The organism is Acidobacteriota bacterium (assembly GCA_034211275.1).
GTDB lineage: Bacteria > Acidobacteriota > Thermoanaerobaculia > Multivoradales > JAHZIX01 > JAGQSE01.
The window spans coordinates 36,075-60,802 of record JAXHTF010000016.1 but is presented as its reverse complement, the minus strand read 5'-3'; the positions used below and the strand labels follow the sequence as shown (position 1 = coordinate 60,802).

Here is a 24,728-nt window from a genome sequence, read left to right as displayed (position 1 = left end):
TCCTCCGGGCTGTCCTCCTCGCCCCGCAGGATGGCCAGCTCCCGGGCGTAGAGCTCGGGGTTGGCGAGGACGGTGGCGTTGCTCACTCCCAGCACGCTCTCGTTCTTGAACCAGTCGCGGAAGAAGTCATTGTTGTAGGCGACGGTGGTGAGGTCCAGCTTGGAGCTCAACTGCAGGAAGTGGCTGAGCTGGATCTGCTCGTGGTCCGCCTCGATGTTGTCGAGGGCGGAGGCGGCGTAACGCCGGTAGGGGGTGTCGAGGAAGTCCGACTCGGTGATTCCCAGATAGGTCTCGTTGCCGTCCTGTAGGGTTTTGCCCAGCTTCAGCTCCAAGGCCTGGTAGTGGGCCGCGGTGGGAGCGCTGGTGACCCGCAGCTTGAGCAGGTAGTCCTCCAGCTCCACACCGGTGTCGCCGCCGCCGTCCAGGTTCTTGAAGCCCTCGCTGTGCAGTTGGTAGCTCTCGGCCACCCAGGAGAAGCGCTCGCCGCTGTCGCCGGCGTAGATGTGGCCGCGGCGGGTGTCGTGATCACCACCGGCGAGCTCCACCCGGCCGCCCAGCTGGGCCGGCGCGCTGCGGGAGATGAGGTTGAGGACACCGCCGTTGGTGCGCGGACCGAATTGAATCGCCGAGGAGCCCTTGCGCACCTCGATGCCTTCCATGCGGCCGGCGGTGGGGAAATAGTAGGCGGAGGGCGCGGTGTAGGGGGCCGGCGCGATGAGCACGCCGTCCTCCATCAGGGTGATCTTGGAGCTGCGCTCGACGCCGGTGCCGCGGATGCCGATATTGGGGCGCAGACCCAGCCCGTCCTCTTCCTGGAAGTACACGCCGGGGACGGCGGTGAGGATGCGGTGGACGTCGGAGTAGGACTGTTCCTCGAGCTGTTCCTGGCTCAGGAAGTGGGCGGAGCCGGGGATCTCCCGCGCCGCTTCCTGGCTGCCCACCACGCTCACGCGATCGTGGATGATGCGGCGCTGGCGCCTCTGAGAATCTTCGCTCTCCGCCTCGCCGCTCTTCGCTTCGTCCCTCGCCGCTTCGTCTTGGGCGTTTGGAGCCGCCGCGGCGGCGAGCTCTCCGGAATCTCCAGTCCTCTGAGCTTCGGGCTCCTGAGCGGTGGCCTTGAGGGGGAGAAGGAGCAGGCACAGCAGCGCCGGCAGCCAAAGAGCTTGCGGGCGACGAGTCGAGACGGTTCGGGCGTTGAACATGATCACGGGTCCTCGGGAAGCTGGGTTAGGAAGTGGCTGCCGCCGCTGCCGATTGGGAGACTCGTTCTTCGGCGTCGGAATCGCCGGCATCGGACTCCTCGGAACGGTGGTGGGCACATTCGTTACAGAGGCTGGAGATCTGCAGGCTGTATTGCTGAGGATCGAAGCCATGGGCGCGGCAGATCTCGGATTGCAGAGCGGCGATGCCGGCGCTGACGAACTCCACCACCCGGCCGCAGTCGCGGCACACCAGGTGGTCGTGGCGCTGGCCGGTGTGGACGTGCTCGTAGAGGAAGCGGTTGCGCCCCAGGCGCTGCTTGCGCACCAGGCCGCACTCCACCAACAGGTCGAGATTCCGGTACACCGTGGCCCGGGAGATCTTCAGTCCTTTTTCCTGCATCGCCTCGAGCAGGGTCTCGGCGTCGAGGTGGCGATGCTGGGAGAAGATCTCGTTGAACAGGGCACGCCGTTCCCGGGTCACTCGGTGGCCGCGGGAGCGGAGGAAGTCGAGAAATTGGCGTCGTTCGCGTTCCATAATCGTTGCCGGACTTTGAAGCTCGTCCGGCCTTCAAATTCCTTATTGAGACGTAATCTCAATAGCTCTTGAGTATTCTGGACTGGATCGGTGCGGTTTGTCAACAGCCGGCGCCGGCGGGATGTGCCCTCTCGATGCTAGTCTCCATGGGCGGTGTGGCGGCGGAGCTGCCGCCAACCGACTCAGGAGCCATGGAATGAGTGAGCAGCAGCCCCCCGAAGACCCATCTCAAGCCCCCCCGGTGTCCCGTTACGAGGGGGCACCGGAGGAGGATGCCGAGGGAGCTGTGGAGGAGGCGTCTCAGCGCCCTCTTCCCCTCTGGGTGCGAATCAGCCTGTTGATGGTGGGTTGGCTGCTCTTGCTCGTCGGCATCGCCGGCCTGGTGCTGCCGGGGATCCAGGGGATCGCCACCATTCTCTTCGGCGCCGCGGTGCTCTCCCTGGCCAGCGAGATGGTCTACAAGCTACTGCGCCGGGGCTTCCAGCGTTGGCCCTCGGTTTGGCACCGCTTCGAGAAATTCCGCGAGAAGATGCGCGGCTGGCTGCACCGGCGCACCTGAGTCGTCTCCTCCAGACTGGCCCCCTCTAGAAGCACGAAGCGCCCCGGACCGCGAGGTCCGAGGCGCTTGAATCGTTCCGAGACCGGTCGACCGTACTGGAGGCCGTAGGGTCAGCGCTGGTCCAGCGGCACGAAATCCCGGCGGGTAGGCCCGGTGTAGATCTGCCGCGGGCGGTTGATCTTGCTGTTGGGATCCTCCCGCATCTCCTTCCAGTGGGCGATCCAGCCGGGCATGCGGCCGAGGGAGAACATCACCGTGAACATATTGGTGGGGATGCCCATGGCGCGGTAGATGATGCCGCTGTAGAAGTCGACGTTGGGGTAGAGCTTGCGGTCGACGAAGTATTCGTCTTCCAGCGCCACGTTCTCCAGGTTCTTGGCGATCTCCAGCAGCGGATCCTCCACTCCCAGATCGTCCAGCACCTCGTCGGCGGCGCGCTTGAGGATGCGCGCCCGGGGATCGAAGTTCTTATACACCCGGTGACCGAAGCCCATGAGGCGGAAGCCCGATTCGCGGTCCTTGGCCAGGTCGACGTACTTCTTGTAGTCGGCGTCGTCCTGCCGGATCATCTCCAGCATCTCGATGACCTTCTGGTTGGCGCCGCCGTGGAGCGGTCCCCACAGCGCGCAGATGCCGGCGGAGATGGAGGCGAAGAGGTTGGCGTGGCTGCTGCCCACCATGCGCACCGTCGAGGTGCTGCAATTCTGCTCGTGGTCGGCGTGGAGGATGAGCAGCAGGTTGAGGGCCTTCTCCAGCACCTTGGGAACGTTGTAGGGCTCCGCCGGCACGGCGAACATCATGTGCAGGAAGTTGGCGCAGTAGGAGTAGTCGTTGCGCGGGTACATGAACGGCTGGCCGATGGACTTCTTGTAGGAGAAGGCGGCAATGGTCTTGGTCTTGGCCAGCAGCCGGATGATGTTGAGGTCGAGGTCCTCGTCGATGCCGGCGTGGGGATAGTAGGCGGAGAGAGACGAGACCATGGACGAGAGGATGGCCATGGGATGGGCGGTGGCCGGGAAACCCTCGAAGAATTTCTTCATGTCCTCGTGGATGAGGGTGTGGCGGGTCAGCCGGTCGGAGAATTGGTGCAGCTCTTCCTCGTTGGGGAGATGCCCATAAATGAGCAGGAAGCAGACTTCCGGAAAGCTGCAGTTGGTGGCCAGGTCCTCGATGTCGTAGCCGCGGTAGCGGAGGATCCCCTCCTCACCGTTGATGAAGGTGACGCCGCTGAGGCAGGAGCCCGTGTTGCCGTAGCCGGGATCCAGGCAAATGGCGCCGGACTCCTTGCGCAGGGCTCCGATATCGATGCCCTGTTCGCCCTCGGATCCTTCCACCACCGGGTATTCGTATTCCGCTCCGTCGATCGTCAGCTTTGCCGTGCTCATCTTGGTCTCCGCGAGGCTCCCGTTTGAAGGGTCTTGCCTGGTTCTCCGCAGGGTGTGTGCGGTTTTGCCGCGTGTTCGCGCGTGCGGCCCGGCCGTAGGCGGACCGTCTTGTCAGTTTGGTCGGTTCTGGGAGCCGTTCCAGCGACAAACGGCTCGACCCGCCGGCTGCGAAAAGCCTTGGATGGAGAATGCCGCAGCGTGGCAACGGTCGACTTGATTGTATCGACCGTCCCAACGCCGCGCAAGAAGTGTCTCCAGCAGGCTGCCCGCGGTCCTCAGGCTTCTCGCAGGGCGATGGCGATGGGCATGCGGGCGGCCTTGATGGCCGGCAGCAGGCCGCCGAAGAAACCCAGGATCAGCGAGTAGACGATTCCCTGGATCACCAGCGGCGGCGTCACGGCGAAGGCGAAGGTGACCTGGCTGAAGGTCTGCCAGTTGAGGGTCGCCGCCTGGTAGCCGTTGAACACCAGGTAGGCCGCGGCGGCGCCGAGACAGCCGCCCACCAGGGCCAGCAGCAGGGCCTCGGTGAGCACCGAGATCACCACCGGCACGCTCTTGAAGCCGAGGGCCCGCAGGGTGGCGATCTCCCGCCGCCGGGCGGCCACCGCCGAGTACATGGTGATCAGCGCTGCGATCACCGCCCCCAGGCCCATGAAAGCGGCGATGAGCCAGCCGAGGACGCGGATCAGCTGAGACAGAGTCTGGCTCTGGCCGGCGTAATAGTCGCTCTCCCGCTGCACCTCGACGTTGAGCCGCGGGTCGGTGGTGAGGGAGTCCTTGAACTCCTGGAAGTCGTCCGCGGAGCTCAGCTTGGCGTACACCGACTGGAAGGTGTTGCCGCGGCGGTAGGCGGGCTGGAGTACCCGGGCGTCGGTCCACAGCTCGGAGTCGGCGACGGTGCCGCCGGAGCTGAACACTCCCACCACCTTCCACTCGGCCTGGCCCAGGCGCAGAGTGTTGCCTGGCTCCAGACCTTCGAACTGCCGGCTGGCCCCCTCGCCGGCGATTATCTCGTTGCGGCCGGGCTCGAAGTTGCGGCCCGCCACGATCTTCACGTCCGGGCGAACGGCGAAGGCCTCCGGGCCGACGCCTCGCAGCGGCACGTTGGCGTCGGTGCCGGTGGAGATCTTGGGCAGATTGATGATCACGAAGAGCTCCGCAGAGGCTGCCGGCACGGTGGTGCCGCCGGCTTCGGAGGAGATGCGCTCGACCCCCGGGGCGTCGGCGATGACGCGGGTGTTCTCGAGGGTCAAGCCGCTGGTCATCTCGGAGGTGCTGCCGCCGCGCAGCACGATGGCGGTGTCGTCGGAGCCGGTGCCCGCCAGCGTTTGCTGGAAGCCCTCGGCGATGGACAGCACCGCCACCAGCACCACCACCACCCCGGCGATGCCCACCATGGCCACCAGCGAGCTACCCAGCCGCTGTCCCAGAGTGCGCAGGTTGAGGGCGGTGACGGCGAAGATCTGTGGAATCCAGGAAAGCATGGCTCAAACCCTCCGTAGCGCTTGGGAGACTTGTAGCCGCATGGCCTGGATCGCCGGTGGCACGCCGGTGATCAGGCCCAGCAGCAGCATCAGTCCTAGGCCCACCAGCTGCGCTTCCATGGGAATGTAGAAGACCGGCAAGAAGCCCGACAGGGCCTTGCCCAAGGGCACCGTCAGCACGGCGGCGAAGCCCAGGCCGAGGAGCCCGCCGAGCATCGCCAGAGCGCAGGCCTCGGCGATCACCAGCCGCATCACCGTGCCGTCCCGGAAGCCCAGAGCCTTGAGCACCGCCAGCTCGTTGGTGCGCTCGCGGACGCTCTGGGCCATGGTGTTGCCCACTACCAGCAGCAGGGTGAAGAAGACCGCCGCCACCACCCCGCGCACGATGGCGGTGGTATTGCCCACCTGCTGGGCGAAGGCCTGACCGAAGGCTTTCTCGGTGGTGGTCTTGGTCTCCGCCGGCGAGTTGGCGAAGAGGGCGTCGATATTCTCGGCGATCTGCGGTGCCAGATCCGGCTCGTCGATGCGGATCCAGTACCAGCCTACCTGCCCCAGCTGGCCGCCGGTGCCCTCCACCAGATAGTCGTATTGGAAGAAGAACTGGCTTTGATCGGCGTCCTGGCTGGCGCCCTCGTAGATGCCCACCAGGTCGAACTCCCAGAGCCGGGAGCCGTCAGCGCGCATCCAAATGTCGCCCTGAACGGGAATGGTGTCGCCGACCTCCCAGCCGAAGCGCTCCGCCAGGTCCTTGCCGGCGATGGCACCGGTGCGAGTGGCGAACCAGGCTTTCTTCTGCTCCTCCGGCAGGACGTACTCCGGATACATGCGCAGGAAGGGCTCGGGGTCGACGGCGATCTTGGGGAAGAAGTTCTTGGGCTCTTGATAGACCCCGCCGAACCAGCTGGCATGGGTGGCGAAGACCACGCCGTCCACCTGCTCCATGCGCGGGCCGTAGGAGTAGGGCAGGGGCTGGATCAGCGACACCCGGTGCTGGAGCACCAAGCGGTCGTTGCCCGCCAGGTCGACGCCGGCGTTGAAGCCTTTGTCGATGGCGGAGAGCAGGCCGTAGAGCAGGAAGGCCACCAGGATGCCCAGCACGGTGAGCACGGTGCGCACTTTGTGGTGGCGCAGATTGGCCAGGATCAGGTGCAGCAGCTTCACGCCGCCTCCTCTCCCCGCAGCCGTCCCTTGTCCAGATGCAGCACCCGATCCGCCCGCTCCGCCGCCCGCGGATCGTGGGTCACCATCAGCACGGTCTTGCCGTGGTCCTTGCTGAGCTGCTGGAGCAGATCGAGGATCTCGTCACCGCTCTGGCGATCGAGGTCGCCGGTGGGCTCGTCGCAGAGCAGCAGATCCGGGTCGATGACGATGGCCCGGGCGATGCCCACCCGCTGTTCCTGACCGCCGGAGAGCTGCCGCGGATAATGCTTGGCGCGATCCGCCAGACCCACCAGGGCGAGGGCGGTGGCGACGTGCTTCTTGCGCTGGGAACGGGAGAGCTTGGTGAGCAGCAGCGGCAACTCGACGTTGCGCTCGGCGGTGAGGGTGGGCATCAGGTTGTAGAACTGGAAGACCAGCCCCACGTGGCGGGCTCGCCAATCCGCCAGCTTGCCGCTGCTGAGCCGGTCGATGCGCTGTCCGGCCACGGTCACCTCGCCGCTGCTGGGTTTGTCCAACCCGCCGAGGATGTTGAGCAGGGTGCTTTTGCCGGAACCGGAAGGGCCCATGAGAGCGAGAAACTCGCCCTGGCGGATCTCCAGGTCGAGCCCTTGGAGCACGTCGATGCGTTCCTCGCCGCGGCGAAAGAGCTTGTGCACGCCGGAGACTTGTACCAGCGGTGCCGAGTCGGTGGGGCTGGGGGTGCTCATGGGATCTTCTCTCCTTGCTCGTCTGCTCAGGGAATGGGGTCGGCTCGGGAAATGGGAGGCTCAGGGTTCGCGCAAGTGGACCTTCTGTCCGTCTTCCAGCTTTCCGTCCTCGAGCTCGCCGGAGGCGTCTTTCACCACCACGTCGCCGGCGCGCACCCCGGCGACGATCTCTACCTTCTCGCCGCGCTCGTTGCCGGTTTGCACTGCCCGCCGCTCCAGGCGTTTGGCGGTGATGACGAAGACGTAGGGGCGGTCGTTCTCGGTGCGCACCGCCGACGCCGGCACCAGCCAGAGAGGCTGGGATTCATCCCGGGCTTCCACCTCGGTGTCGAGGAAGGAGACCTTGACGCCCATATCCGGCAGGATTCGAGGATCCAGCTGCTCGAAGGCAATGCGCACCCGCACCGTCGCTTTCTGACGGTCGGCGGCGGGGATGGTGGTGATCACCCGCGCCGGGATCTGCCAGTCGGGGTAGGCGTCGAGGGTGGCCTGGACGTCTTGATCGGGACGCACGCGGTTGATGTAGGCCTCGTTGACGTCGACCTCGATCTCCAGCGAGCTCATATCCACCAGGGTGCAGATGCCGGTGCGGGTGAAGCCGCCGCCGGCGGAGACCGGCGAGATCATCTCCCCGGGCTGGGCGTCCTTGGTCACCGCGACGCCGGCGAAGGGCGCGCGGATCACCGTGTCCTCCAGCTCTTGGCGGCGCAGCGCCACTTCCCGCTGGCGTACGGTGATCTGGTTCTCGGCGGTGCTCTTGCGCGCCCGGAGCGTGTCCAGCCGCGCCTGGGCGGTGTCCAGCTCGGCTTGGGCGCTGGCGTCCGCCGCCACCAGCCGTTCGAAGCGGTCTCGGCTCAGCTGCGCCTCCTTGAGGTCCGCTTCGATCTCGTCGACGGAGGTCTTGGCGGTCTCCAGCAATGCCTCGGCGAGGGCGAGCTGGCGGCGCTGCAGGGTGTCGTCGAGGAACGCCAGGGCCTGGCCTTCCTCCACCTCCATGCCTTCTTCGACCCGTACCTCCACGACTTTGCCGGTGATCTTGGAGGAGACGGTGGCTTGCAGGCGGGCGGTGACGTAGCCGGAGGCGTCGAGCACCGTGGCGGCGGTGGTGGCGGCATCGCCGCGGGCCTCTTCTACCGTCGCCGGGGTCACCAGCGGCGGCGTGGGGCGCACGCGCCACCAGATCACCGCTGCCACCACCAGTACCAACAACAAGATGACGACCGGCACCACCCACGGGCTGCCTCCGTCGTCGGGGGAGTCGCGCTCGATGCGCAGATCGTCCAGGGAAGGGGAATCGTTCATAAAATTCTTCTGAGACTTGACTTCGTCTCATTCTAGCGGAAGCGGTTTCAGGGGAAGTTACGACTCTTGGACGTTTGATGTTTCGCCGGGCGGCGGAGGGGAAGCCGGCGGCTGCCCTCGGTCCTACTTCGCTTCTTCGTAGCTGGCGCAGGAGCTGTCATTTTCCCACACCTCGACGCGGCCCACGGAGACCCGCGGGTCGTCCAGGCGCCGGCTCACCTCGCGGTAGACGTGCTGGCTCAGCAGCTCGGCGGTGGGGTTGAGCTGGTCGAAGGGCGGATGATCGTTGATCACCTGGTGGTCGTAGTGGCCCACGACCTCCTGGACCATCGCCTTGAGATGGGAAAAGTCGAGGACCATGCCCAGCTCATCGAGCTCTTCGGCGTTGAGGAAGACCCGGATCCGGTAATTGTGGCCGTGGAGATTCTGGCAGCCGCCGGTATGGCCGCGGATGAAGTGTCCGGCAGCGAAGGTGAAGTCTTTGAATACGGTAAACATGGTCGGTTCCTAGCGTTTCTCGGTTCTCGTCATGAGGGTTCTCGGGGCTGGCTTTTCAGGGTTGCCTCTCAGCGCTGGCTCTCAAAGCTGGGGCTGGTCCGGCGGTGCGGCGGGGAATCTCCGCGCTCTTCGTCCGGTTGTAGTCAATGGAGGGTGGGGAGCCAACAACCAGTAGTACCTCCAAAGAGGCTCCCCTCCCATCGGCGAGAGCCCTCCTATCAGCGAGATTCTCGTCACACACTCTCCTCCTCACCCCGGGCCGAAACTCCCTCCTCGGCCCGGGGCTTTTTCTAGCTTCAGCTCCCAGACCTCGCCCCATCGGCTCCTCGGGGGATCGGCCCCTTTCGGTAGCCCTTCGGGTCGGCATCAACGTACCACCCCCGGATCGCCATCGACCCGGGGGTGGAGAGAAGATTCGGCGGAGCTGCCTCAGTTCTGGGCCAGCTGGCGCAGCACGTAGTGCAGGATGCCGCCGTTGCGGTAGTAGAGCTGCTCCTGAGGCGTGTCGATGCGCAACCGCACCTCGAACTTGACGTCATCGCCGCCCTGGCGATGGGCCGTGACGTTGACCGTGCAGCCACTCTGGAAGTCGCCGTTGCCGGCCTCCGCCAGGCCCTCGATGTCGAAGGTCTCGTGGCCGGTGAGGCCCAGGCTCTCCACCGTATCGCCGGGGAGGAACTCCAGCGGCGCCACGCCCATGCCCACCAGGTTGCTGCGGTGAATGCGCTCATAGCTGCCGGCGATGACCGCCTGCACTCCCAACAGCCTCGGACCCTTGGCGGCCCAGTCGCGGGACGAGCCGGTGCCGTACTCCTTGCCCGCCAGGATGATCAGCGGTACCTCCTCGTCGCGGTACTTCATCGCCGCGTCGAAGATGCTCATGGGCTCGCCGTGGGGCAGGTGCAGGGTGTAGCCGCCTTCGATTTCCGGCACCAAGCGGTTGCGCAGCCGCACGTTGGCGAAGGTGCCGCGCATCATCACCTCGTGGTTGCCGCGCCGGGAGCCGTAGGAGTTGAAGTCCCGCGGCGCCACCCCGCGCTCCACCAGGTATTTGCCCGCCGGCTGATCGGATTTGATCGCTCCCGCCGGGGAGATGTGGTCGGTGGTGATGCTGTCGCCGAGCACCGCCAGGGGCCGGGCGCCGGAGATGTCCTGCACCGGATCCGGAGTCAGCCCCATGCCCACGAAGTAGGGCGGCAGCTTGACGTAGGTGGAGTCGTCGTCCCACTCGTAGGTGGCGCCCTCCGGAATCGGCAGCGCCCGCCAGCGCTCGTCGCCGGTGTAGACGTCGCTGTACTGGCGCACGAACATCTCCGAGAGCACCGATTCGCGGAGCGCCGTCTCGATTTCCGCCTGGCTCGGCCAGACATCCTTGAGGAAGACCGGCTGGCCGTCGGAGCCCTCCCCCAGGGGATCGTGCTGCAGATCGATGTCAATGCGGCCGGCGAGAGCGTAGGCCACCACCAGCGGCGGCGAGGCCAGGTAGTTGCCCCGCACCTCGGAGCTGATGCGGCCTTCGAAGTTGCGGTTGCCGCTGAGCACCGAGACCGTGGCCAGGCCGCGCTCGGCGATGGCTTCGGAGATGGGCGGCGCCAGCGGGCCGCTGTTGCCGATGCAGGTGGTGCAGCCGTAGCCCACGGTGTGGAAGCCCAGGTCCTCCAGGTAGCGGGTGAGGTCCGCTTCCTTCAGGTAGTCGGTGACCACCTTGGATCCCGGTGCCAGGGAGGTCTTGACCCAGGGCTGGACCTCCAGGCCTTTCTCCACCGCCTTCTTGGCCAGCAGGCCGGCGGCGAGCATCACCGAGGGGTTGGAAGTGTTGGTGCAGCTGGTGATGGCGGCGATGACCACCGCGCCGTCCTGCATCAGCCGGGCGCCCTCTTGGATGTGCGGATGCGCTTCCTCGAGGGTGGCGGTGGCGGTGTCCTGGACCACCTGCAGGCCGCCGCCGGAGGAGCTCTTGGCGGCGCCGGATTTGGCGTCGGCTTTGGCATCGGGGCGGGCGGTCTTGGACATCTGCTCCAGCACGCCGGCGAAGCTCTCCGCCACCTCACTCAGCCGCACCCGGTCCTGAGGCCGCTTGGGGCCCGCCAGGCTGGGCTCGACGGTGGCCAGGTCGAGCTCCAAAGTGTCGGTGTACACCGCTTCCGGGCTGTCGGCGGTGTGGAAGAGGCCCTGTTCCTTCATGTAGGCCTCCACCAGCTGCACCTGCTCCTCGGAGCGGCCGGTGAAGCGCAGATAGTCGAGGGTCAGCTCGTCCATGGGGAAGATGCCGCAGGTGGCACCGTACTCCGGCGCCATGTTGGCGATGGTGGCGCGGTCCGCCAGCCGCAGGTGGGCGAGGCCGGGGCCGAAGAATTCGACGAACTTGCCCACCACGCCCTTGCGCCGCAGCATCTCGGTGACGGTGAGCACCAGGTCGGTGGCGGTGGCTCCCTCCGGCAGCTCGCCGGAGAGGCGGAAGCCCACCACCTGGGGCACCAGCATGGAGATCGGCTGGCCGAGCATGGCGGCCTCCGCCTCGATGCCGCCGACGCCCCAGCCGAGGACGCCGAGGCCGTTGATCATGGTGGTGTGGGAGTCCGTGCCCACCAGGGTGTCGGGGTAGGCGAAGGGCGCGTCACCGCCGGCGCCGGTCATCACGCCGCGGGCCAGGTATTCGAGATTGACCTGGTGCACGATGCCGGTGGCCGGCGGCACCACCTTGAAGTTGTCGAAGGCGCTCTGGCCCCAGCGCAGGAAGGCGTAGCGCTCCTGATTGCGTTCGAACTCCCGCTCGGTGTTGATCAGGATCGCCGCTGCGGTGCCGTATTCGTCCACCTGCACCGAGTGGTCGATGACCAGCTCCACCGGCTGCAGGGGGTTGATCTTGTGCGGGTCGTTGTCGAGGTCGAGCATGGCGTTGCGCATGGCCGCCAGATCCACCACCGCTGGCACGCCGGTGAAGTCCTGGAGCAACACCCGGGCGGGCATGAAGGCGATTTCCTGGGAGGGCTCGGCCTGGGCGTCCCAGCGGGCCACGGCCTCGATGTCGTCGGCGGTGACGGAGGCGTCGTCTTGGCGCCGCAGGAGGTTCTCCAACAGGATGCTCAGGGCGTAGGGCAGGCGGCTCAGGTCGAAGCCCTGATCTTCGAGAGCCGGTAGGCTGGCGATGCGCAATTTGCGCCCGGCCAGCTCGACGGTGCGGTGGGACTGGAACGAATCGGTCATGGAAGGCTCCTGCTCTTCGATGCTGCTGATGCCATGGTCTTCCGGTCGAGGTCTACCGGTTGGGGGCCTATGGCTATGGACTTCTAATGCTACGGCCGCGATCCGTGGACACTGGTTCCGGGTGCTCGAGGCCTGGTCAATTCCTAATGCTTCGGACGAGGCCCGCGCTCTTCGGTGGATTTCTCCCCAAAACGGGCCATCTGTGGGACTTAGAAGATATCTCAATCCGGCTCTGGATGCGACTCCCGGCGGGTTTGTGCCTGGGAACGGGTGCCACCATGGGTTGCTGGATCCGCGGTAAGATCTTCGAGATGTCCAGCTTGCCCTCAGACCTCGAGGCTCCGGTTCTGCTGATCGCCATGCCTCAGGTCCTGGATCCCTACTTTCACCGCAGCGTCGTGCTGCTGTTGCACCATGAGGAAGAGGGCAGCGTCGGCTTCATCATCAACCGCACCACCGAGATCCGGGTGGCGGAGATCCTCCAGGGGATGGAGGTCACCTGGGGCGGAGAGTCAGCTCTCAAGGCCTATTTCGGCGGGCCGGTGCAGCCGCAGCTGGGGTCGGTGCTGTGCGTGCTGGATGCACCGCAGCACGCCGAGCTGGAGGAGGAGCTGGCGGCCAGCGAGATCCAGGACGGCCTGTGGGTGACCCAGCACCTGGGGGACTTGCAGCAGCTGGCGGAGGAGCCGCCGGAGCGCTTCCGCCTGGTCCTGGGGTATGCCGGCTGGGGGGAAGGACAGCTGATGGAGGAGATCGAGCGCAACGACTGGCTGATCGCTCCGGTGGACCAGGAGTTGGTCTTCGGCGAGCCCGACGCCGTGTGGGCTCAGGCCCTGCACAGCGTCGGCGTCGATCCGGCGGCGTTGCAGTCGTGGCCCACCGGCGGCGGCGATGCCAATTGAGTCTTCCCGTGGCGAGCAAGCGCGGCTGAAGCGATCATTTCGAAAAGGAGAGCCTCATGTGGATCGTCCTGCAGATCATCATTAACGGTCTTGCCCTGTGGCTGGCGGCCTATCTGGTGCCCGGCATCGTCTACAGCGGCAATATCGTCTACCTGCTCTTCGCCGGGTTGGTCATGGGCCTGGTCAACATCCTGATCAAACCGGTGGTGACGCTGCTCTCGCTGCCCCTGATCATCCTCACCCTGGGCCTCTTCTACTTGGTGGTCAACGGCCTGATGCTGGCCTTGGTGGCGACGCTGCTGCCGGGGTTGACGGTGCAGGGCTGCATGCCGGCGATCCTTGGCGGCATCGTCATCGGCGTGTTCAACTGGGTGGTGCGGGGCCTGGTCTTCGACCGGGATTGATCCCTCGCTGGAGCCGCGCCTGGGCAACAGGCCGTTGGCAGTGGAGAAGGCAGTAGTTGGAATAGCGAGTGGGAGGCTCGGATGACGTCAGATTCTTCGTCCTCGATGCAGCGACCCGGAAACGGCAAGCTGGCGGTGGTCACCGGCGCCAGCTCGGGTATCGGTGCCGCCGCCGCCCGGCAGCTGGCGGCGGCGGGCTTCCAGGTGGTGGCCGGCGCTCGGCGGGTGGACCGCCTGCGCCGGGAGCTTCCGGACGGCGCCGTGGGGCTGCCCTTGGACGTCACCTCCGAGGCCAGCGTCGCCGCCTTCGCCGAGCAAGTGCCCCATCTCCACGTGCTGGTCAACAACGCCGGCAAGGCCTTGGGGGTGGAGCCGGTGGAAAAGGCGGACTTGGACAAATGGGAGGAGATGTACCAGACCAACGTCCTGGGGGTGCTGCGCATGACCAAGGCTCTGTTGCCGGCGCTGGAGGCTTCCGGGGACGGACATCTGATCCAGGTCGGTTCCATCGCCGGCTTTGAGACCTATCCCGGTGGTGCCGGCTATACCGCTTCCAAACACGCTCAGCGCGCTCTCAGCCACACCCTGCGGCTGGAGCTCTTGGGGCGGCCCATCCGGGTGACGGAAGTCAACCCCGGATTGGTGGACACAGAATTCTCGAAGGTGCGGTTCGGGGGCGATCAACAACGGGCGGATAGCGTGTATCAGGGCATGGAGCCCCTCACCGGGGACGACGTGGCCGAATGTATTGTTTGGGCGGCGACCCGGCCGCCCCATGTCAATATCGATGAAATCCTCGTGCGGCCTCGGGACCAGGCTCGAGCGACCCTGGTCTACCGCCGTTCCGACGGCGACTAGCAGCAAAGCTGACGGGATGCAGGCTGCGGGATGTAGGCTGGCGGGGGTGAGGAGGAGAGCGATGAGGTCGAGAGGAGTTGTGCTGATCGTGACGCTGGCGCTGGTCGCCGGGGTCGTGACCGCCGGCTGCGGCGAGCTGATGCTGGAGCGCAGCGAAGGCGAGAAGCTGTGGCGCAAGCTCTGCGCCGAGTGCCACGGGGTGGACGGCGCGGGCAAGAATCCCAAATATAGTCGCTATGCCGGCAACAATCTGCTGGACAATCACTGGGTCGAGGGCGGCGAGCCCTGGGTCATCGAATCAGTCATTCGGGAGGGGATCTTCCCCACCATGCCGGCCTTCGACGATCTCAGCGACAGCGAGATCGAGGCCATCATCGAGCACATCCGCGAGCTGCGCGGCGGAACTTGATTCCACGGCTCACGGAGTTGGGAGAGGACCCATGGATCCCCAGAAACTGAAAGAGGTCTACCATCGCCTCGAAGCCCTCGACGAGCGGCTGACCTACAAGGTGCGGCCGCGTTCCGGCGGCGGCCTGAGCCGCCCCAGCGTCGAGCAGCTGGAGGAGCGGCACCGCCACCTGGCGGAGTTCACCGTCGAGCTCAAGGACATCGTCCACGGTTTGATTGTGGCGATTGCGACCCGGCCGAAACCCAAGAGCTAGCCGGCGCCCATCGCACGCCATCTCGCCGCGTGCTCGTCCCTCGGCTTGTGCGGCGTACACACGGTACGCCTCCGCGCCTCGCTCCTGCGCTGCGACGATCTGACGCACGCTGAGCACCGGCAACGACGGGGGAGGTACTTGCCAACGGCCGCCGATTCGACGGACCAGTGAGCTTCCGGGAGACGTCCCAGCGTCGAGGGCGGGGGCGGTCAGTCCCGATAGAACTCGATGTTGACGTAGAGGTCGCGGGCCACCTCCAGGCCGTATTTGAGCGTCGCGATGGTCATGGTGGCGGTCTCGTGGCGCTCGTCCTCGCTCAGCCCCTCCTCGTCGTCATAGCCGTCGATGGGACGCTTTTTGCTGTCCCGCCAGTGCACCAGGACCTTCGCTTCCCAATCGTTGTCGGACTCGTTGGTGTAGTCGAGCTCGATGACCACCGTGTCGGCGTAGGGGGTGTCGCCACCGCGGAAGATGTTGGACTTGCGGATCTTGCGGTCGTCGTGCTTGACGCGGATGCGGTGCAGGGTCACCGGCCCGTCCTCGACCTCCAGGTCGTACCAGCGGTCGAGCTCGAAGGGGAAGGTCTTTTCGATCTCGCCAGCGTCGGCGATGGCGGCCGGAATCAGGGCCGACAAGAGGGCGAATACGGCCAGGGCGATGTTGAGCTTGCGCATGAATCTTCTCCTCGAAATCACTTTTCGTTGGGAACTCTCGGGGCCGGCTGAAAGCTCTCGATCTCGCCGGCGTCTGACTTTCACCACGGGCAGCTAGCGTTTTGTGAGGAGCTCAGTATATCGGGGCGCCCCGCGGGAGAGCCATCCGGCGGAATCCTCAGGCCGAGACCGCTGCGGGAGGATAGGTGGCGTTGCTTGACCGCTTTGAGCGCCTTGATTACGCTGATTCTTAGACGGTTCTCTTGCTTTTCCGGCGGCTCGGTGCCCGATGATGTCGCCGCTTCGTTCATTCCTCGACGTAGGAGCTTCCCGGTCATCCCAAGCGAAGAACCCGCCTCCGTCAACGCGCTCTTCGAAGATCTTCTGGAGCGCTATGGCGGATGGCTGCGGCAGACGTTGGTGCGCCTGTGCCCGTCAGATCTCGGAATCCAGGTCGATGATCTGGAGCAGGAGGTCCGGGTGCGGGTATGGAAAGCCCTCCAACGTGAGAGGAATGTGCGCCACCCTGCGTCTTTTCTCTACAGAGTGGCGGCGACCACCACCCTCGACGCCATGCGCCGGGCGCGGACTCGCCGGGCCAAGGATCAACAGGCCCTGGCCGAGGAGGGGGAGGCGGAGGAGGCCACCGCGGCGCCGCTGGCCCATCCGGGACCGTCCCCGGAGCTGCTGGCGCGGCGCAACGAGGTACTGGCCCAGGCCGACGAGGTGGTGCGCCAGCTGCCGCCGGATCGGCGTCGGGCGGTGAACCTCTACCTGCGGGGCTTCAGCTCCAACGACATCGCGGAGCTCACCGGTTGGACCGAGCCGCGGGCCCGCAACCTGCTGTACCGGGGGCTCGCCGTGGTGCGCGCCGAGCTCCGCGCCCGAGGATTCGATTATGAAGATACGTGACCAGGACCTACGCGACCTCGCCGGCGACGCGCCGTCTCCGGGAGAGTGCCCGCAGCCGGAGGCCTGGGTACGGCTGGCCGCCGAGGAGATCACCGGCAAGGAGCGGGAGGAGCTTCTGCTGCACCTCGAGAGCTGCGCCGACTGCTCCGCGGAGATGCGGGTAGCCCTGTCCCTGCGGCGTCTCACCGAAGGCCTGGAATCAGAGGTTGCCGCAGCGGAGAGCCCGGAGGAGGCGTCCGCATCGGAGCCTCCCGAGGCTTCCGAAGTCCCCGATCCCTACGGATCCCGAGAGCCCCTACGCCCCGCCACTCCCATGCCTCCCCGCGGCGTGCGCGCCCCTCGCCGCTGGTGGCCCCAGCTGGCGGCGGCGGCGGTGGTGGTGCTGATGGCGGTGGGTGGGTTGCAGCTGTGGCGCGTCAACACCGGTGACGTCGATCCGGGGCCGCCGGGGGGCGAGCGCCTGCGGGAGGCTACCGGTGCCGTGACGCCGGCGCCGGGCAGCGTCCTGGAGCAAGCACCCTCCACCCTGTCCTGGCCGCCGGAAGTCGGCGCCACGGCCTATCGCGTCACCCTCTTCGCCAGCGACGCCGAGCCGCTGTGGACCAGCGAGGCGGTCGCCGTTTCAGAGATCTCGCTGCCGGCGGCGGTGCAGGAGCGCCTGGAGGCCGGCGGCGCGTACTTCTGGATCGTCGAGGTGGAAGGTTCAGTGCGCCGGGGCCGCCTCGGTCCCTATGAGCTGAGTCTGGAGCCATGAACCCGCAGCAGCGCAGGGCGCGATTCCCGACAGCCAGCCCAGGGAAAGCCGGCGGTCGGCCGGTGGTGGTGTCGGTGCTGGCCCTGGTGGTGGCCTTGCTGGCGGGCTGTGGGCCCGGAGGAGAGGAGCCCCCGGGGCCGGGGCTGCCTCCGCCGCCTACGGTGGGCGTGGTGGTGGAAAAGCTTCCTCCGGGCATCGACGCCGACCAGGCAGTGTTGCAGGTTGGGGATCGGCTCATCGCCTGGAGCCGGCCCCGGGGACCGGAGGATGGGGCTGCTGGCGGTCAGCTCACAGGTGGCGAGCCCGCCGGCGGCCCCATCCGCACCCCCTTCGACCTGCTCTTCGCCCAAGTCGCCCAGGCCCCCCGGGGCGGTGTGGTGGTGCGCGGCTGGCGCGACGGGGAGCCCTTTGCCATCGAGCCGCCGGAGCGGGAGTGGGAGCTGCAGAAGCACCCCGCCCTCGATCCGGCGGAGCAGGAGCACTACGACCAAGCCCTGGAGCTCTCCCGCCAAGACGACTCCACCGGCGCGGCGAAGATTCTCGTCGAGATGGCGGACCAGCGGCGACAGGCCGGGATGCTTCAAGGCTCCGCCTGGCTCGACCTCATGGCCTCCACCGCCTGGGCCAGCGACCACCGCTGGGAGGAGGCGGAGGCCGCCGCCCAGCGGGCGCGGGACGACCTCGACGGTCCCGGCGATCTGTGGGCGCTGTCGTGGGTGGAGGAGACGGTGGCCAGCTGGCGCACCCGGCAGCAGAATCACCAGGGCGCCATCGAAGCCATCCACCGCGCCACCGAGCTGCGGCGCCAGGTCCCGGACGCCGCCCTGGGGGTGGCCCGGGCGCTGGAGAAGGCCGGCGAGCTGGAGTACCGCCGCCGCCGTCTCGACGCCGCCGAGGAGGCCTACCGGGGAGCTCTGGAGCTGGTCCAGCGCTGGGCTCCGGGGAGCCTGCGGGAGGCGCGGGCGACCAATCAGCTGGGCAAGATCTACGCCATCCGGGGCGATCTGGTGGCGGCGGAAGAATATTTCCGCACCTCCCTCGCCGTGCGCCAGGAGCTGGCTCCGGGCACTCTCCAGGAGGGGCACAGCCTCAACAGCTTGGGCACCGTCCTCAGTTTGCAGGGAGACTTGACCGGGTCCCAGGAAGCCTTGGAGCAGGCACTGGAGCTGTTCTCGGAGCAGCTGCCGGGGAGCTCGGCCCACAACACCGTGCTGCACAACCTCGGCCTGCTGGCGACGGAGCGGGGCGACCTGGTCACCGGCGAGGAGTATTACCGCCAGGCTTTGGAGTCCAGCGAGCGCCACGATCCGGGAGGCATGTCGACCACCGTCACCCTCAACAACCTGGGAACCCTCGCTCGTCGCCGCGGGGATCTGGCGGCGGCGGAGGACTACCATCGCCGAGCCCTGGCGATCCGGCGAAAGATTGCCCCCGGCGGTCTGGACGAGGCCACCAGCCTACTGAACTTGGCGTCCCTGGCCATGGACCGGGAGCAGCTGGATGCGGCCTGGGAGCTCCTCCAGGACGCCCACGCCATCCATCGCCGGGAGGTGCCGGACACCGCTCAGGAGGCCCGGGCTCTGACCCATCTCTGCCACGCGGCCTGGCGGCGGGGGCAGTTGACGGAGGCCCGGGAGCATTGCCAGCGAGCCCTGGAGATCTTTCGGGAACGGACTCCGGGGAGTCTCGACCACGCCAAATGCCTGCACCATCGGGGTCGGGTCGCACTGCTCCAGGGCGAGCTGCGACGGGCTGAACAAACGCTCCGGGACGGCCTGGAGATCCTCGACCAGCTGGCGCCGGGCACCGATGACCAGGCTCGATCGCTGCAAACCCTGGCGGAGATCCTCATCGCCGCCGGTCGGGAGGAGGAGGCGGCGGAGGTCCTGGAGCGCGCTACCGAAGCTCTCGACGCCCAGCGGGGCAAGATCGGCGGTTCGGATCAACAGCAGGCGCTGTATGGAGCCAAGGCCCTGGAGGTCTATCGCCGCCGGGTGGATCTGGCGCTGCGCAACGGCGACACTTCGGCGGCCTTGGACGCATTGGAGCGCTCCCGGGCGCGGGTGCTGCTCTCGCTGCTGGCGCAGCGGGAGCTGGTCTTCTCCGCCGATCTGTCGTCGGAGCTGGACCGCCGCCGCCGGCAGCTGGCGGTGGAGTACGACCGGGCTCAAGAAGAGCTCGCCGGGCTCAGCGCCAAGGCGGACCCGGAGCGGGTGGCGACGGTTTTGGAGCGCCTGCGCGGATTGCGCCAGCAGCAGGACGAGGTGCGCGCCGAGATTCGCCGGGCGTCACCTCGCCTGGCGTCGCTCCAGGACCCCCAACCGTTGGACGCTGCCGCGGCTCGCCGGGCGCTGGATCCGGGGACCGTGGCGCTCTACTACTCTCTGGGCGAGGAATCCGGCTGGCTGCTGGTGGTGACCCGCGACGCCGAGCCCCGGGCCATCCCTCTGGCCGTCTCCGAGGCCGAGCTGCGGGCCAAGGTGCAGCGCTGGCTGCTGGTTCTGGAAGCACCGGGAACCGGCCTCACCGCGGTGCGTGCCCTGGGGACCGAGCTCTACGATCTGCTGGTGGCGCCGGCGGAACCGGAAATCGCCGCCGGCGAGCGCATCCTGGTGATCCCCGACGGCCCCCTCCACGGCTTCCCCTTCGGTGCCCTGGTGAGCTCTGAAGAGCCAGTGAGCTCCTCCGATGCGGCGACCAATGCCCCGGCAGCACGGTCCCCAGACTCGTCTCCCACGGTGCCCCCCTACCTGGCTGCCTGGCGCCCCCTGCACTCGGCCCTGTCGCTGACCCTCTACCACCAGCTGGCCCTTTCTCATCAGCTGGCGGAGGAGCAGGAAGAGGGGCCGGACGGCGAGGTCCGGATCGCCGCGGCGCTCTTCGGCGATCCTCTCTTCGGGGGTTCTGCAGAGGCCGGGAACGAGGACCAGGCGCCCGCCGAAGGGCCGCTCTCGGAAGTCCGGCGGGGGGCCGCCCTCGCGCCGCTGCCCACCAGTCGCCTCGAGGTCGAGACCATCGCCGAGCTCCTCGGCCAGGAGGCCCGGGTCTTCGTCGGCGAGGAAGCCACCGAGGTTGCCGCCCGCAACGCCGGCGACAACGTGCGCTATCTGCACTTCGCCACCCACGCGGTGATGGACGAGCGCTTCCCCCTCGACTCGGCGCTGGTGCTCAGCCGCCCCGACGAGGTCCGCCCCGGCGAGGACAACGGCCTGCTCCAGGCCTGGGAGATCTTCGAGGGAGTGCGGGTGGACGCCGAGCTGGTGACCCTCTCCGCCTGCCGCAGCGGCCTCGGCCGGGAGATCGCCGGCGAGGGCATGGTGGGGCTGACCCGCGCCTTCCAATTCGCCGGTGCACCGGCGGTGGTCTCCGCCTCCTGGAGCGTCCCCGACCGCTCCACCGCTGCCCTCATGGCCCGCTTCTACGCGCGCTTGGAAGCGGGGGAGAGCAAAGACGAAGCCCTCCGCGGCGCTCAAATGGAGCTCGCTGCCGGCCCGGTGGACCTACCGCGAGGCCCGACCCCGGGCCCCGGCTGGCTGTGGGAACCGATCCGCTCCCTCTTCTGGTCCCGCCCCCCGGCGGAGACCGTCGACGCTTCCCATCCCTACTACTGGGCGGGCTTTCAGCTCACGGGTCGCTGGAAATAGTTCCTCCCTTCTGAATCGCTCAGCAGATGCCTTGACTTCGGAGCGGCGGCCTCCTGCCGCTCTTTCTTGCCGCATTCTCGATAAGAATGAACTTTTTGTGTGCTCAGTGCACTCATGACATGAGCGCGATCCTGAAGTGACGGGTTCGCGGTGATCGCAAAAATTTTTGGACGGAATGAAGGGAGTCGAACGATGAGGCATTGGAGACAAAGTTTGCACAGGTCGGTAGCGGGTTTGCTGTGGGTGATGGCGGCGGTGATGTTCGTCGGCGCTTTGCAGGCGGACTCCATCAAGGGCTGGTTCCTGGCCGGAAGCCAGCCGCAGGACTATGAGATGGGTGTCGAGGATCTGGGGGACGGCAAGGGGAAGGCGGCCTACCTCCACTCGAAACAGGGAGCGAGCGCCGGCGGCTTTGGAACCGTGATGCAGAACGTCTCTCCGGAGCGCTATCGCGGGCAGCGGGTGCGTCTGTCCGGCCTTCTCAAATCCAACGACGTCAAGGGCTGGGCCGGCTTCTGGCTTCGCATCGACGGGAAAGACGCTCGGCAGCCTCTGGCCTTCGACAACATGGTCGACCGGGGTGTCCGCGGTACCACGGAATGGCAGCGCTACTCCATCGTTCTCGACGTGGCGGAGGAAAGCCGGAATATCGCGTTCGGCTTCCTGCTGGCAGGCTCCGGCCAGCTCTGGGCTGACGAGTTGGACTTCGAAATCGTCGACGAAAGCGTGCCCTTGACCGGAATCCAACAAGGAGCGGGAGCTTCAGACGAGCCGGGCAATCTGGGCTTCGAAGGCGACAGGTAGTCGCGGCCCGAAACCGCGAAAGTCATCGGGAAGAGCGAAATCATCAGAAGTGAGAGGGGAGAAAGAGAATGTTGATGCGATACGGATGGTTGCTGGTCACCATGTTTCTTTTGGTCACTGCTGCGGCGGACGCCGAGAAGGTTCTGTCTACGGGCACCAAGGTTTGGTTCAAGGCCGGAAGCGCGCCGGAGCAGTACGAAGTCGTCTGGAATGAGGAGGAAGACGAGGGGGAGCCGATGGTGCATCTGCGATCCATCGACCCTGACAGCGCCCCCGGGTTCGGTACCGTGATGCGGAATCTCGCGGCCGATCATCTTCGTGGCGAGAGGGTCAGGCTCTCGGGAGAGGTCAAGGCAGAGCAGGTCGACAACTGGGCTGGGCTATGGCTCAGGGTTGATCGTCGAGACGGACGTCGGCCGCATGGCTTCGACAATATGCATGATCGGCCGATTCGCGGTACCACCGGATGGAGTCATCATGAGGTCATCGTGGACGTGGCGGAGGATGCGGAGAGCCTGGCGATGGGTTTCTTGCTCAACGGAGCAGGCCGTTTGTCGGTACGCAATCTGCAACTGGAAGTTGTGGGCCAGAATTTTCCGGTCACCGGCCGAGGGAATGGCACTGGCCAGCCCGCTGAACCGATGAATCTGAGCTTCGATGGAAAGTGAGCTGAGGCTTGAAGCTCTCAGTCTCTGCGGCTCGCCCTCCGATCTCGTCTTCGGCGGGGCGGGCCGTAGGTCCATTCTCGGACGAAGGAGATCAGCGCCTGGTGGCGCGGATTGTCGACGGCGAGGCCGAGGCGATGGACGAGTTGGTCTCACGCTACAAAGACCGCGTCTATCAGCTATCGGTCTGGCAGGTGGGGGTCGAGCATGCCGAGGATCTGGCTCAGGAGGTCTTCGTCGAGATCTTTCGTTCCATCGCGAGATTCCGAGGGGAGTCGCGGTTCAGCACTTGGCTGGTGTCGGTGGTGCGCAACGTCGGAAGGGGCTACCGCAGAAGGCTGGGCAGGGAACGAGCCCGCATGGCTCCGGTGACCATGGAAGTTTTGGAGGAGCTACCGGCGAAAGGCCAGGATCCCGCCTCAGGGCTCTCTCGCGGCGAGCTACGGCGGCGCCTGAAGCAGGCCATGGCCCGGCTCTCCGACGAGCATCGGGACACCATGATTCTCCGGGAGTGGGAAGGGCTTTCGTATCAGGAGATCGCCGATACTCTGAGCATTCCGGTGGGTACGGTCCGTTCTCGCTTGAATGCGGCGCGGAGCCATCTGGCGCGTTGGATCGGTAGGAGGCATGGATGATGCGTTGTCACGAGATTCAGGCTTTGCTCAGCGAGTGGCTCGACGGGGAGCTCGAAAGTTCCCGGACGCAGGATGTAGCCGCTCACCTCGACGGCTGTGCCGAGTGCCGAAGAAGGCTCGAAGAGCTGGCGGTACCTGGCCGGGCGTTGCGGGAGATGGTTCCTCAGGCGGCTCCCCCGGGATTCGAAGCTCGGCTCGCGGCTCGGTTGCAGAGAGAGGGGCTCCGGGGCCCGGAGCGACGTCTCCGCGGGCTCGGAGCTTCACGGTGGCGGATCGCTGCGCTCTTGCTCTTGGCGGGAGTTCTGCTGGTGGTGCTGGTGCTGAGCTTTCTCACGCCGTCGTCACTCCGAGAAGCGCAATCACGGCTCGCCGATCAGGCCGTTGCGCCGCCGACGTCGCCTTCGCTGACAGGTGTCGACAAGCCCGGTACCGTCGGGCTCGCCGGCCGCTGCTCCTCGCCAATGGCCGGCGCCGATTGCTGGTCGCAGAGTCCTTGTTCCAGCGCCCTGGAATGCCCCTCGCCTCAGCCGATGGTCAGCTCCCAAGAGCCGGGAGTGTCTTCCTTCGAGAGCCTCCAGCTACCGGCCGACACTCCCGGCCGGATGGCCGGTTTCGAGGTGGGCCTCGCCGAGCCGGAGCTGCTAGGTAGTTGGAGAGCCGGAGAGCTGGAGCTCAGCGGGTCTTGAGCTTCGACCATTGGTAGGCCGCCAGCAGGGGGGAGCCGGTGCCGTCGCCGAGCATCCAGAGGACCGAGGGGAGGGGGCGCAGACCGCCTAAGAGCGCTTGGCCGCGGCGGTTGCCGAGGATCATCATGGCGGTGGCGAGGCCTTGGGCGTCCACCGCCAGCTCGCTGGAGGCGATCACCGCCTGCACACCCTCGGCGGGTTGGCCGGAGTTCTGGTCGATGAACGGCGGGTAGAGATCGCCGCCGATGATCAGCGGCTCCTCGTCGGCGCGGGTGAGGGCGATGGCGCGGTCGCGGATCCACACCTCGTCCAGCGGCTGGGTGTAGCCTTCCACCACCGGCAGGGTCAGCCGCCAGCCATAGCCGCCGGGGCCGTCGCCGATTCCGCGGCGCACCCATCCCACCTCCACCCAGGCATTGTCGCAGCCGTGGTCGCTGAGCACCGCCAGCGCCCGATCCACCGCATACCCTTGGGCGAAGCCCCATAGATCGACACTGCTCCCCGCCGCCAGGGTCGCCGTGCCGGCGGTGGGGTCGAGGGCCAGGCGATTGCATTGGGCGCTGGCCACCGCCTCCGACAACGCCGAGCCGCGGGGCAGTCCCCGGGCGGCGACCCCGGAGTCGTCGTGGAGGCCCCACAATCTGTACAGCCGGCCGCCCAACGGACCGTGGGCGCCGCGGGACCAGATGCAGAAGTCCCGGGCGCGGGAGAGCAGGGCCAAGATGCGGCGGTCCAGGGACACCGCCTGGCCGCGGGCCGCACCGTTGAGCCGGGCGATGCCCTGCTCCGCGTCGCCGTTCACCCGCGACAGGGCCTCGATCTCCAGAATCTCCTCCATCGCTGCTTCGATGGCGGTGCGGGCTTGGTCTTGGGGCAATCCTCGGACTTCGATTTCCATCGCCTGACCAAAAGCCTCCGCCGCCATGCGCACCGGCTCCACCGGTGGGCCAGCTGCGGGACCGGCGAGGGCCGGTGACACGATGGCGGTGGTGATCACCATCAGCAAGAGAAGAAAGGCCGGATGCGGGTTCGATCGGGGGGAAGAGCGATAGGGCATGCATCGATGATAGCGCGCTAGCGGCTTGCGGGTGCTCTGAGGACGCCCGCCG

The 24,728-nt window shown here is 66.9% G+C and carries 24 protein-coding genes; 13 read left to right on the top strand and 11 right to left on the bottom strand.

Going from position 1 to position 24,728, the window contains the following annotated elements:
- Together SX243_05055 and SX243_05050 are read right to left on the bottom strand one after the other, a co-directional pair.
- A partial coding sequence (locus SX243_05055) for a TonB-dependent receptor plug domain-containing protein (protein MDY7092326.1) occupies positions 1-1,202 on the bottom strand: 1,202 nt, incomplete at its 3' end.
- Between the two features lie 25 nt (positions 1,203-1,227).
- On the bottom strand, positions 1,228-1,737 hold the full coding sequence (locus SX243_05050; GenBank protein ID MDY7092325.1) for a Fur family transcriptional regulator: 510 nt from the start codon (positions 1,735-1,737) through the stop codon (positions 1,228-1,230).
- A gap of 196 nt (positions 1,738-1,933) precedes the next feature.
- Between SX243_05050 and SX243_05045 the strand changes: the two genes are divergently transcribed.
- Positions 1,934-2,296: a PGPGW domain-containing protein gene (locus tag SX243_05045; GenBank protein ID MDY7092324.1), complete on the top strand. Its 363-nt coding sequence runs from the start codon at positions 1,934-1,936 to the stop codon at positions 2,294-2,296.
- Between the two features lie 110 nt (positions 2,297-2,406).
- On the opposite strand, the gene SX243_05040 is transcribed toward SX243_05045, so the two are convergent.
- From SX243_05040 to acnA, 7 genes are all read right to left on the bottom strand, one after another.
- Positions 2,407-3,681, bottom strand: a complete 1,275-nt coding sequence (locus SX243_05040; GenBank protein ID MDY7092323.1) for a citrate synthase — start codon at positions 3,679-3,681, stop codon at positions 2,407-2,409.
- 275 nt (positions 3,682-3,956) lie between these two features.
- Positions 3,957-5,165, bottom strand: coding sequence for an ABC transporter permease (locus tag SX243_05035; protein ID MDY7092322.1), 1,209 nt, complete (start codon positions 5,163-5,165; stop codon positions 3,957-3,959).
- 3 nt (positions 5,166-5,168) lie between these two features.
- Positions 5,169-6,326 (bottom strand): FtsX-like permease family protein, encoded by a 1,158-nt coding sequence (locus SX243_05030; GenBank protein MDY7092321.1) that lies wholly within the window; start codon positions 6,324-6,326, stop codon positions 5,169-5,171.
- Positions 6,323-7,033: an ABC transporter ATP-binding protein gene (locus tag SX243_05025; GenBank protein ID MDY7092320.1), complete on the bottom strand. Its 711-nt coding sequence runs from the start codon at positions 7,031-7,033 to the stop codon at positions 6,323-6,325. The genes SX243_05030 and SX243_05025 overlap by 4 nt, the downstream gene beginning before the upstream one ends.
- 60 nt (positions 7,034-7,093) lie before the next feature.
- Complete coding sequence (locus tag SX243_05020) at positions 7,094-8,335, bottom strand: efflux RND transporter periplasmic adaptor subunit (protein ID MDY7092319.1); 1,242 nt, start codon at positions 8,333-8,335, stop codon at positions 7,094-7,096.
- A 123-nt stretch (positions 8,336-8,458) separates the two neighbouring features.
- The gene (queD, locus tag SX243_05015) at positions 8,459-8,833 is read right to left on the bottom strand and encodes a 6-carboxytetrahydropterin synthase QueD (protein MDY7092318.1); all 375 of its coding nucleotides are present in this window, start codon (positions 8,831-8,833) and stop codon (positions 8,459-8,461) included.
- A gap of 429 nt (positions 8,834-9,262) precedes the next feature.
- Positions 9,263-12,040, bottom strand: coding sequence for an aconitate hydratase AcnA (gene acnA / locus SX243_05010; protein ID MDY7092317.1), 2,778 nt, complete (start codon positions 12,038-12,040; stop codon positions 9,263-9,265).
- Positions 12,041-12,351: 311 nt separating this feature from the next.
- On the opposite strand from acnA, the gene SX243_05005 reads away from it, so the two are divergent.
- From SX243_05005 to SX243_04985, 5 genes are all read left to right on the top strand, one after another.
- Positions 12,352-12,942 carry a YqgE/AlgH family protein gene (locus tag SX243_05005; GenBank protein MDY7092316.1) on the top strand — a complete coding sequence of 197 codons (591 nt, stop codon included), beginning with the start codon at positions 12,352-12,354 and terminating at the stop codon, positions 12,940-12,942.
- Between the two features lie 56 nt (positions 12,943-12,998).
- The gene (locus SX243_05000) at positions 12,999-13,346 is read left to right on the top strand and encodes a phage holin family protein (GenBank protein ID MDY7092315.1); all 348 of its coding nucleotides are present in this window, start codon (positions 12,999-13,001) and stop codon (positions 13,344-13,346) included.
- 81 nt (positions 13,347-13,427) lie between these two features.
- Positions 13,428-14,204 carry an SDR family NAD(P)-dependent oxidoreductase gene (locus tag SX243_04995; protein MDY7092314.1) on the top strand — a complete coding sequence of 259 codons (777 nt, stop codon included), beginning with the start codon at positions 13,428-13,430 and terminating at the stop codon, positions 14,202-14,204.
- Between the two features lie 61 nt (positions 14,205-14,265).
- A complete protein-coding gene (locus SX243_04990; GenBank protein ID MDY7092313.1) occupies positions 14,266-14,613 on the top strand; it encodes a cytochrome c in 348 nt (115 codons plus the stop codon).
- 31 nt (positions 14,614-14,644) lie between these two features.
- Entirely contained in the window at positions 14,645-14,866 is a 222-nt protein-coding gene (locus SX243_04985) for a hypothetical protein (GenBank protein MDY7092312.1), read from the top strand.
- A gap of 209 nt (positions 14,867-15,075) precedes the next feature.
- Here SX243_04985 and SX243_04980 read toward each other — a convergent pair whose 3' ends face one another.
- On the bottom strand, positions 15,076-15,540 hold the full coding sequence (locus SX243_04980; GenBank protein MDY7092311.1) for a hypothetical protein: 465 nt from the start codon (positions 15,538-15,540) through the stop codon (positions 15,076-15,078).
- A 261-nt stretch (positions 15,541-15,801) separates the two neighbouring features.
- Here SX243_04980 and SX243_04975 point away from each other — a divergent pair, with 261 nt between their 5' ends.
- The 7 genes from SX243_04975 to SX243_04945 all read left to right on the top strand — a co-directional run bounded on the left by SX243_04975 (position 15,802) and on the right by SX243_04945 (position 23,619).
- The gene (locus SX243_04975) at positions 15,802-16,431 is read left to right on the top strand and encodes a sigma-70 family RNA polymerase sigma factor (protein MDY7092310.1); all 630 of its coding nucleotides are present in this window, start codon (positions 15,802-15,804) and stop codon (positions 16,429-16,431) included.
- Positions 16,418-17,185: a hypothetical protein gene (locus SX243_04970; GenBank protein MDY7092309.1), complete on the top strand. Its 768-nt coding sequence runs from the start codon at positions 16,418-16,420 to the stop codon at positions 17,183-17,185. The genes SX243_04975 and SX243_04970 overlap by 14 nt, the downstream gene beginning before the upstream one ends.
- Complete coding sequence (locus tag SX243_04965) at positions 17,182-20,829, top strand: CHAT domain-containing protein (GenBank protein ID MDY7092308.1); 3,648 nt, start codon at positions 17,182-17,184, stop codon at positions 20,827-20,829. Before SX243_04970 ends, SX243_04965 begins: the two co-directional genes overlap by 4 nt.
- 213 nt (positions 20,830-21,042) lie before the next feature.
- Complete coding sequence (locus tag SX243_04960) at positions 21,043-21,633, top strand: hypothetical protein (protein MDY7092307.1); 591 nt, start codon at positions 21,043-21,045, stop codon at positions 21,631-21,633.
- A 68-nt stretch (positions 21,634-21,701) separates the two neighbouring features.
- Positions 21,702-22,301, top strand: a complete 600-nt coding sequence (locus tag SX243_04955; GenBank protein MDY7092306.1) for a hypothetical protein — start codon at positions 21,702-21,704, stop codon at positions 22,299-22,301.
- A 101-nt stretch (positions 22,302-22,402) separates the two neighbouring features.
- Entirely contained in the window at positions 22,403-22,933 is a 531-nt protein-coding gene (locus tag SX243_04950; GenBank protein ID MDY7092305.1) for a sigma-70 family RNA polymerase sigma factor, read from the top strand.
- Positions 22,930-23,619 (top strand): zf-HC2 domain-containing protein, encoded by a 690-nt coding sequence (locus tag SX243_04945; protein MDY7092304.1) that lies wholly within the window; start codon positions 22,930-22,932, stop codon positions 23,617-23,619. Before SX243_04950 ends, SX243_04945 begins: the two co-directional genes overlap by 4 nt.
- On the opposite strand, the gene SX243_04940 is transcribed toward SX243_04945, so the two are convergent.
- The gene (locus tag SX243_04940) at positions 23,606-24,676 is read right to left on the bottom strand and encodes an FAD:protein FMN transferase (protein MDY7092303.1); all 1,071 of its coding nucleotides are present in this window, start codon (positions 24,674-24,676) and stop codon (positions 23,606-23,608) included. The two genes, SX243_04945 and SX243_04940, sit on opposite strands and share 14 nt — an antisense overlap.
- Between the last annotated feature and the right edge of the window lie 52 nt (positions 24,677-24,728).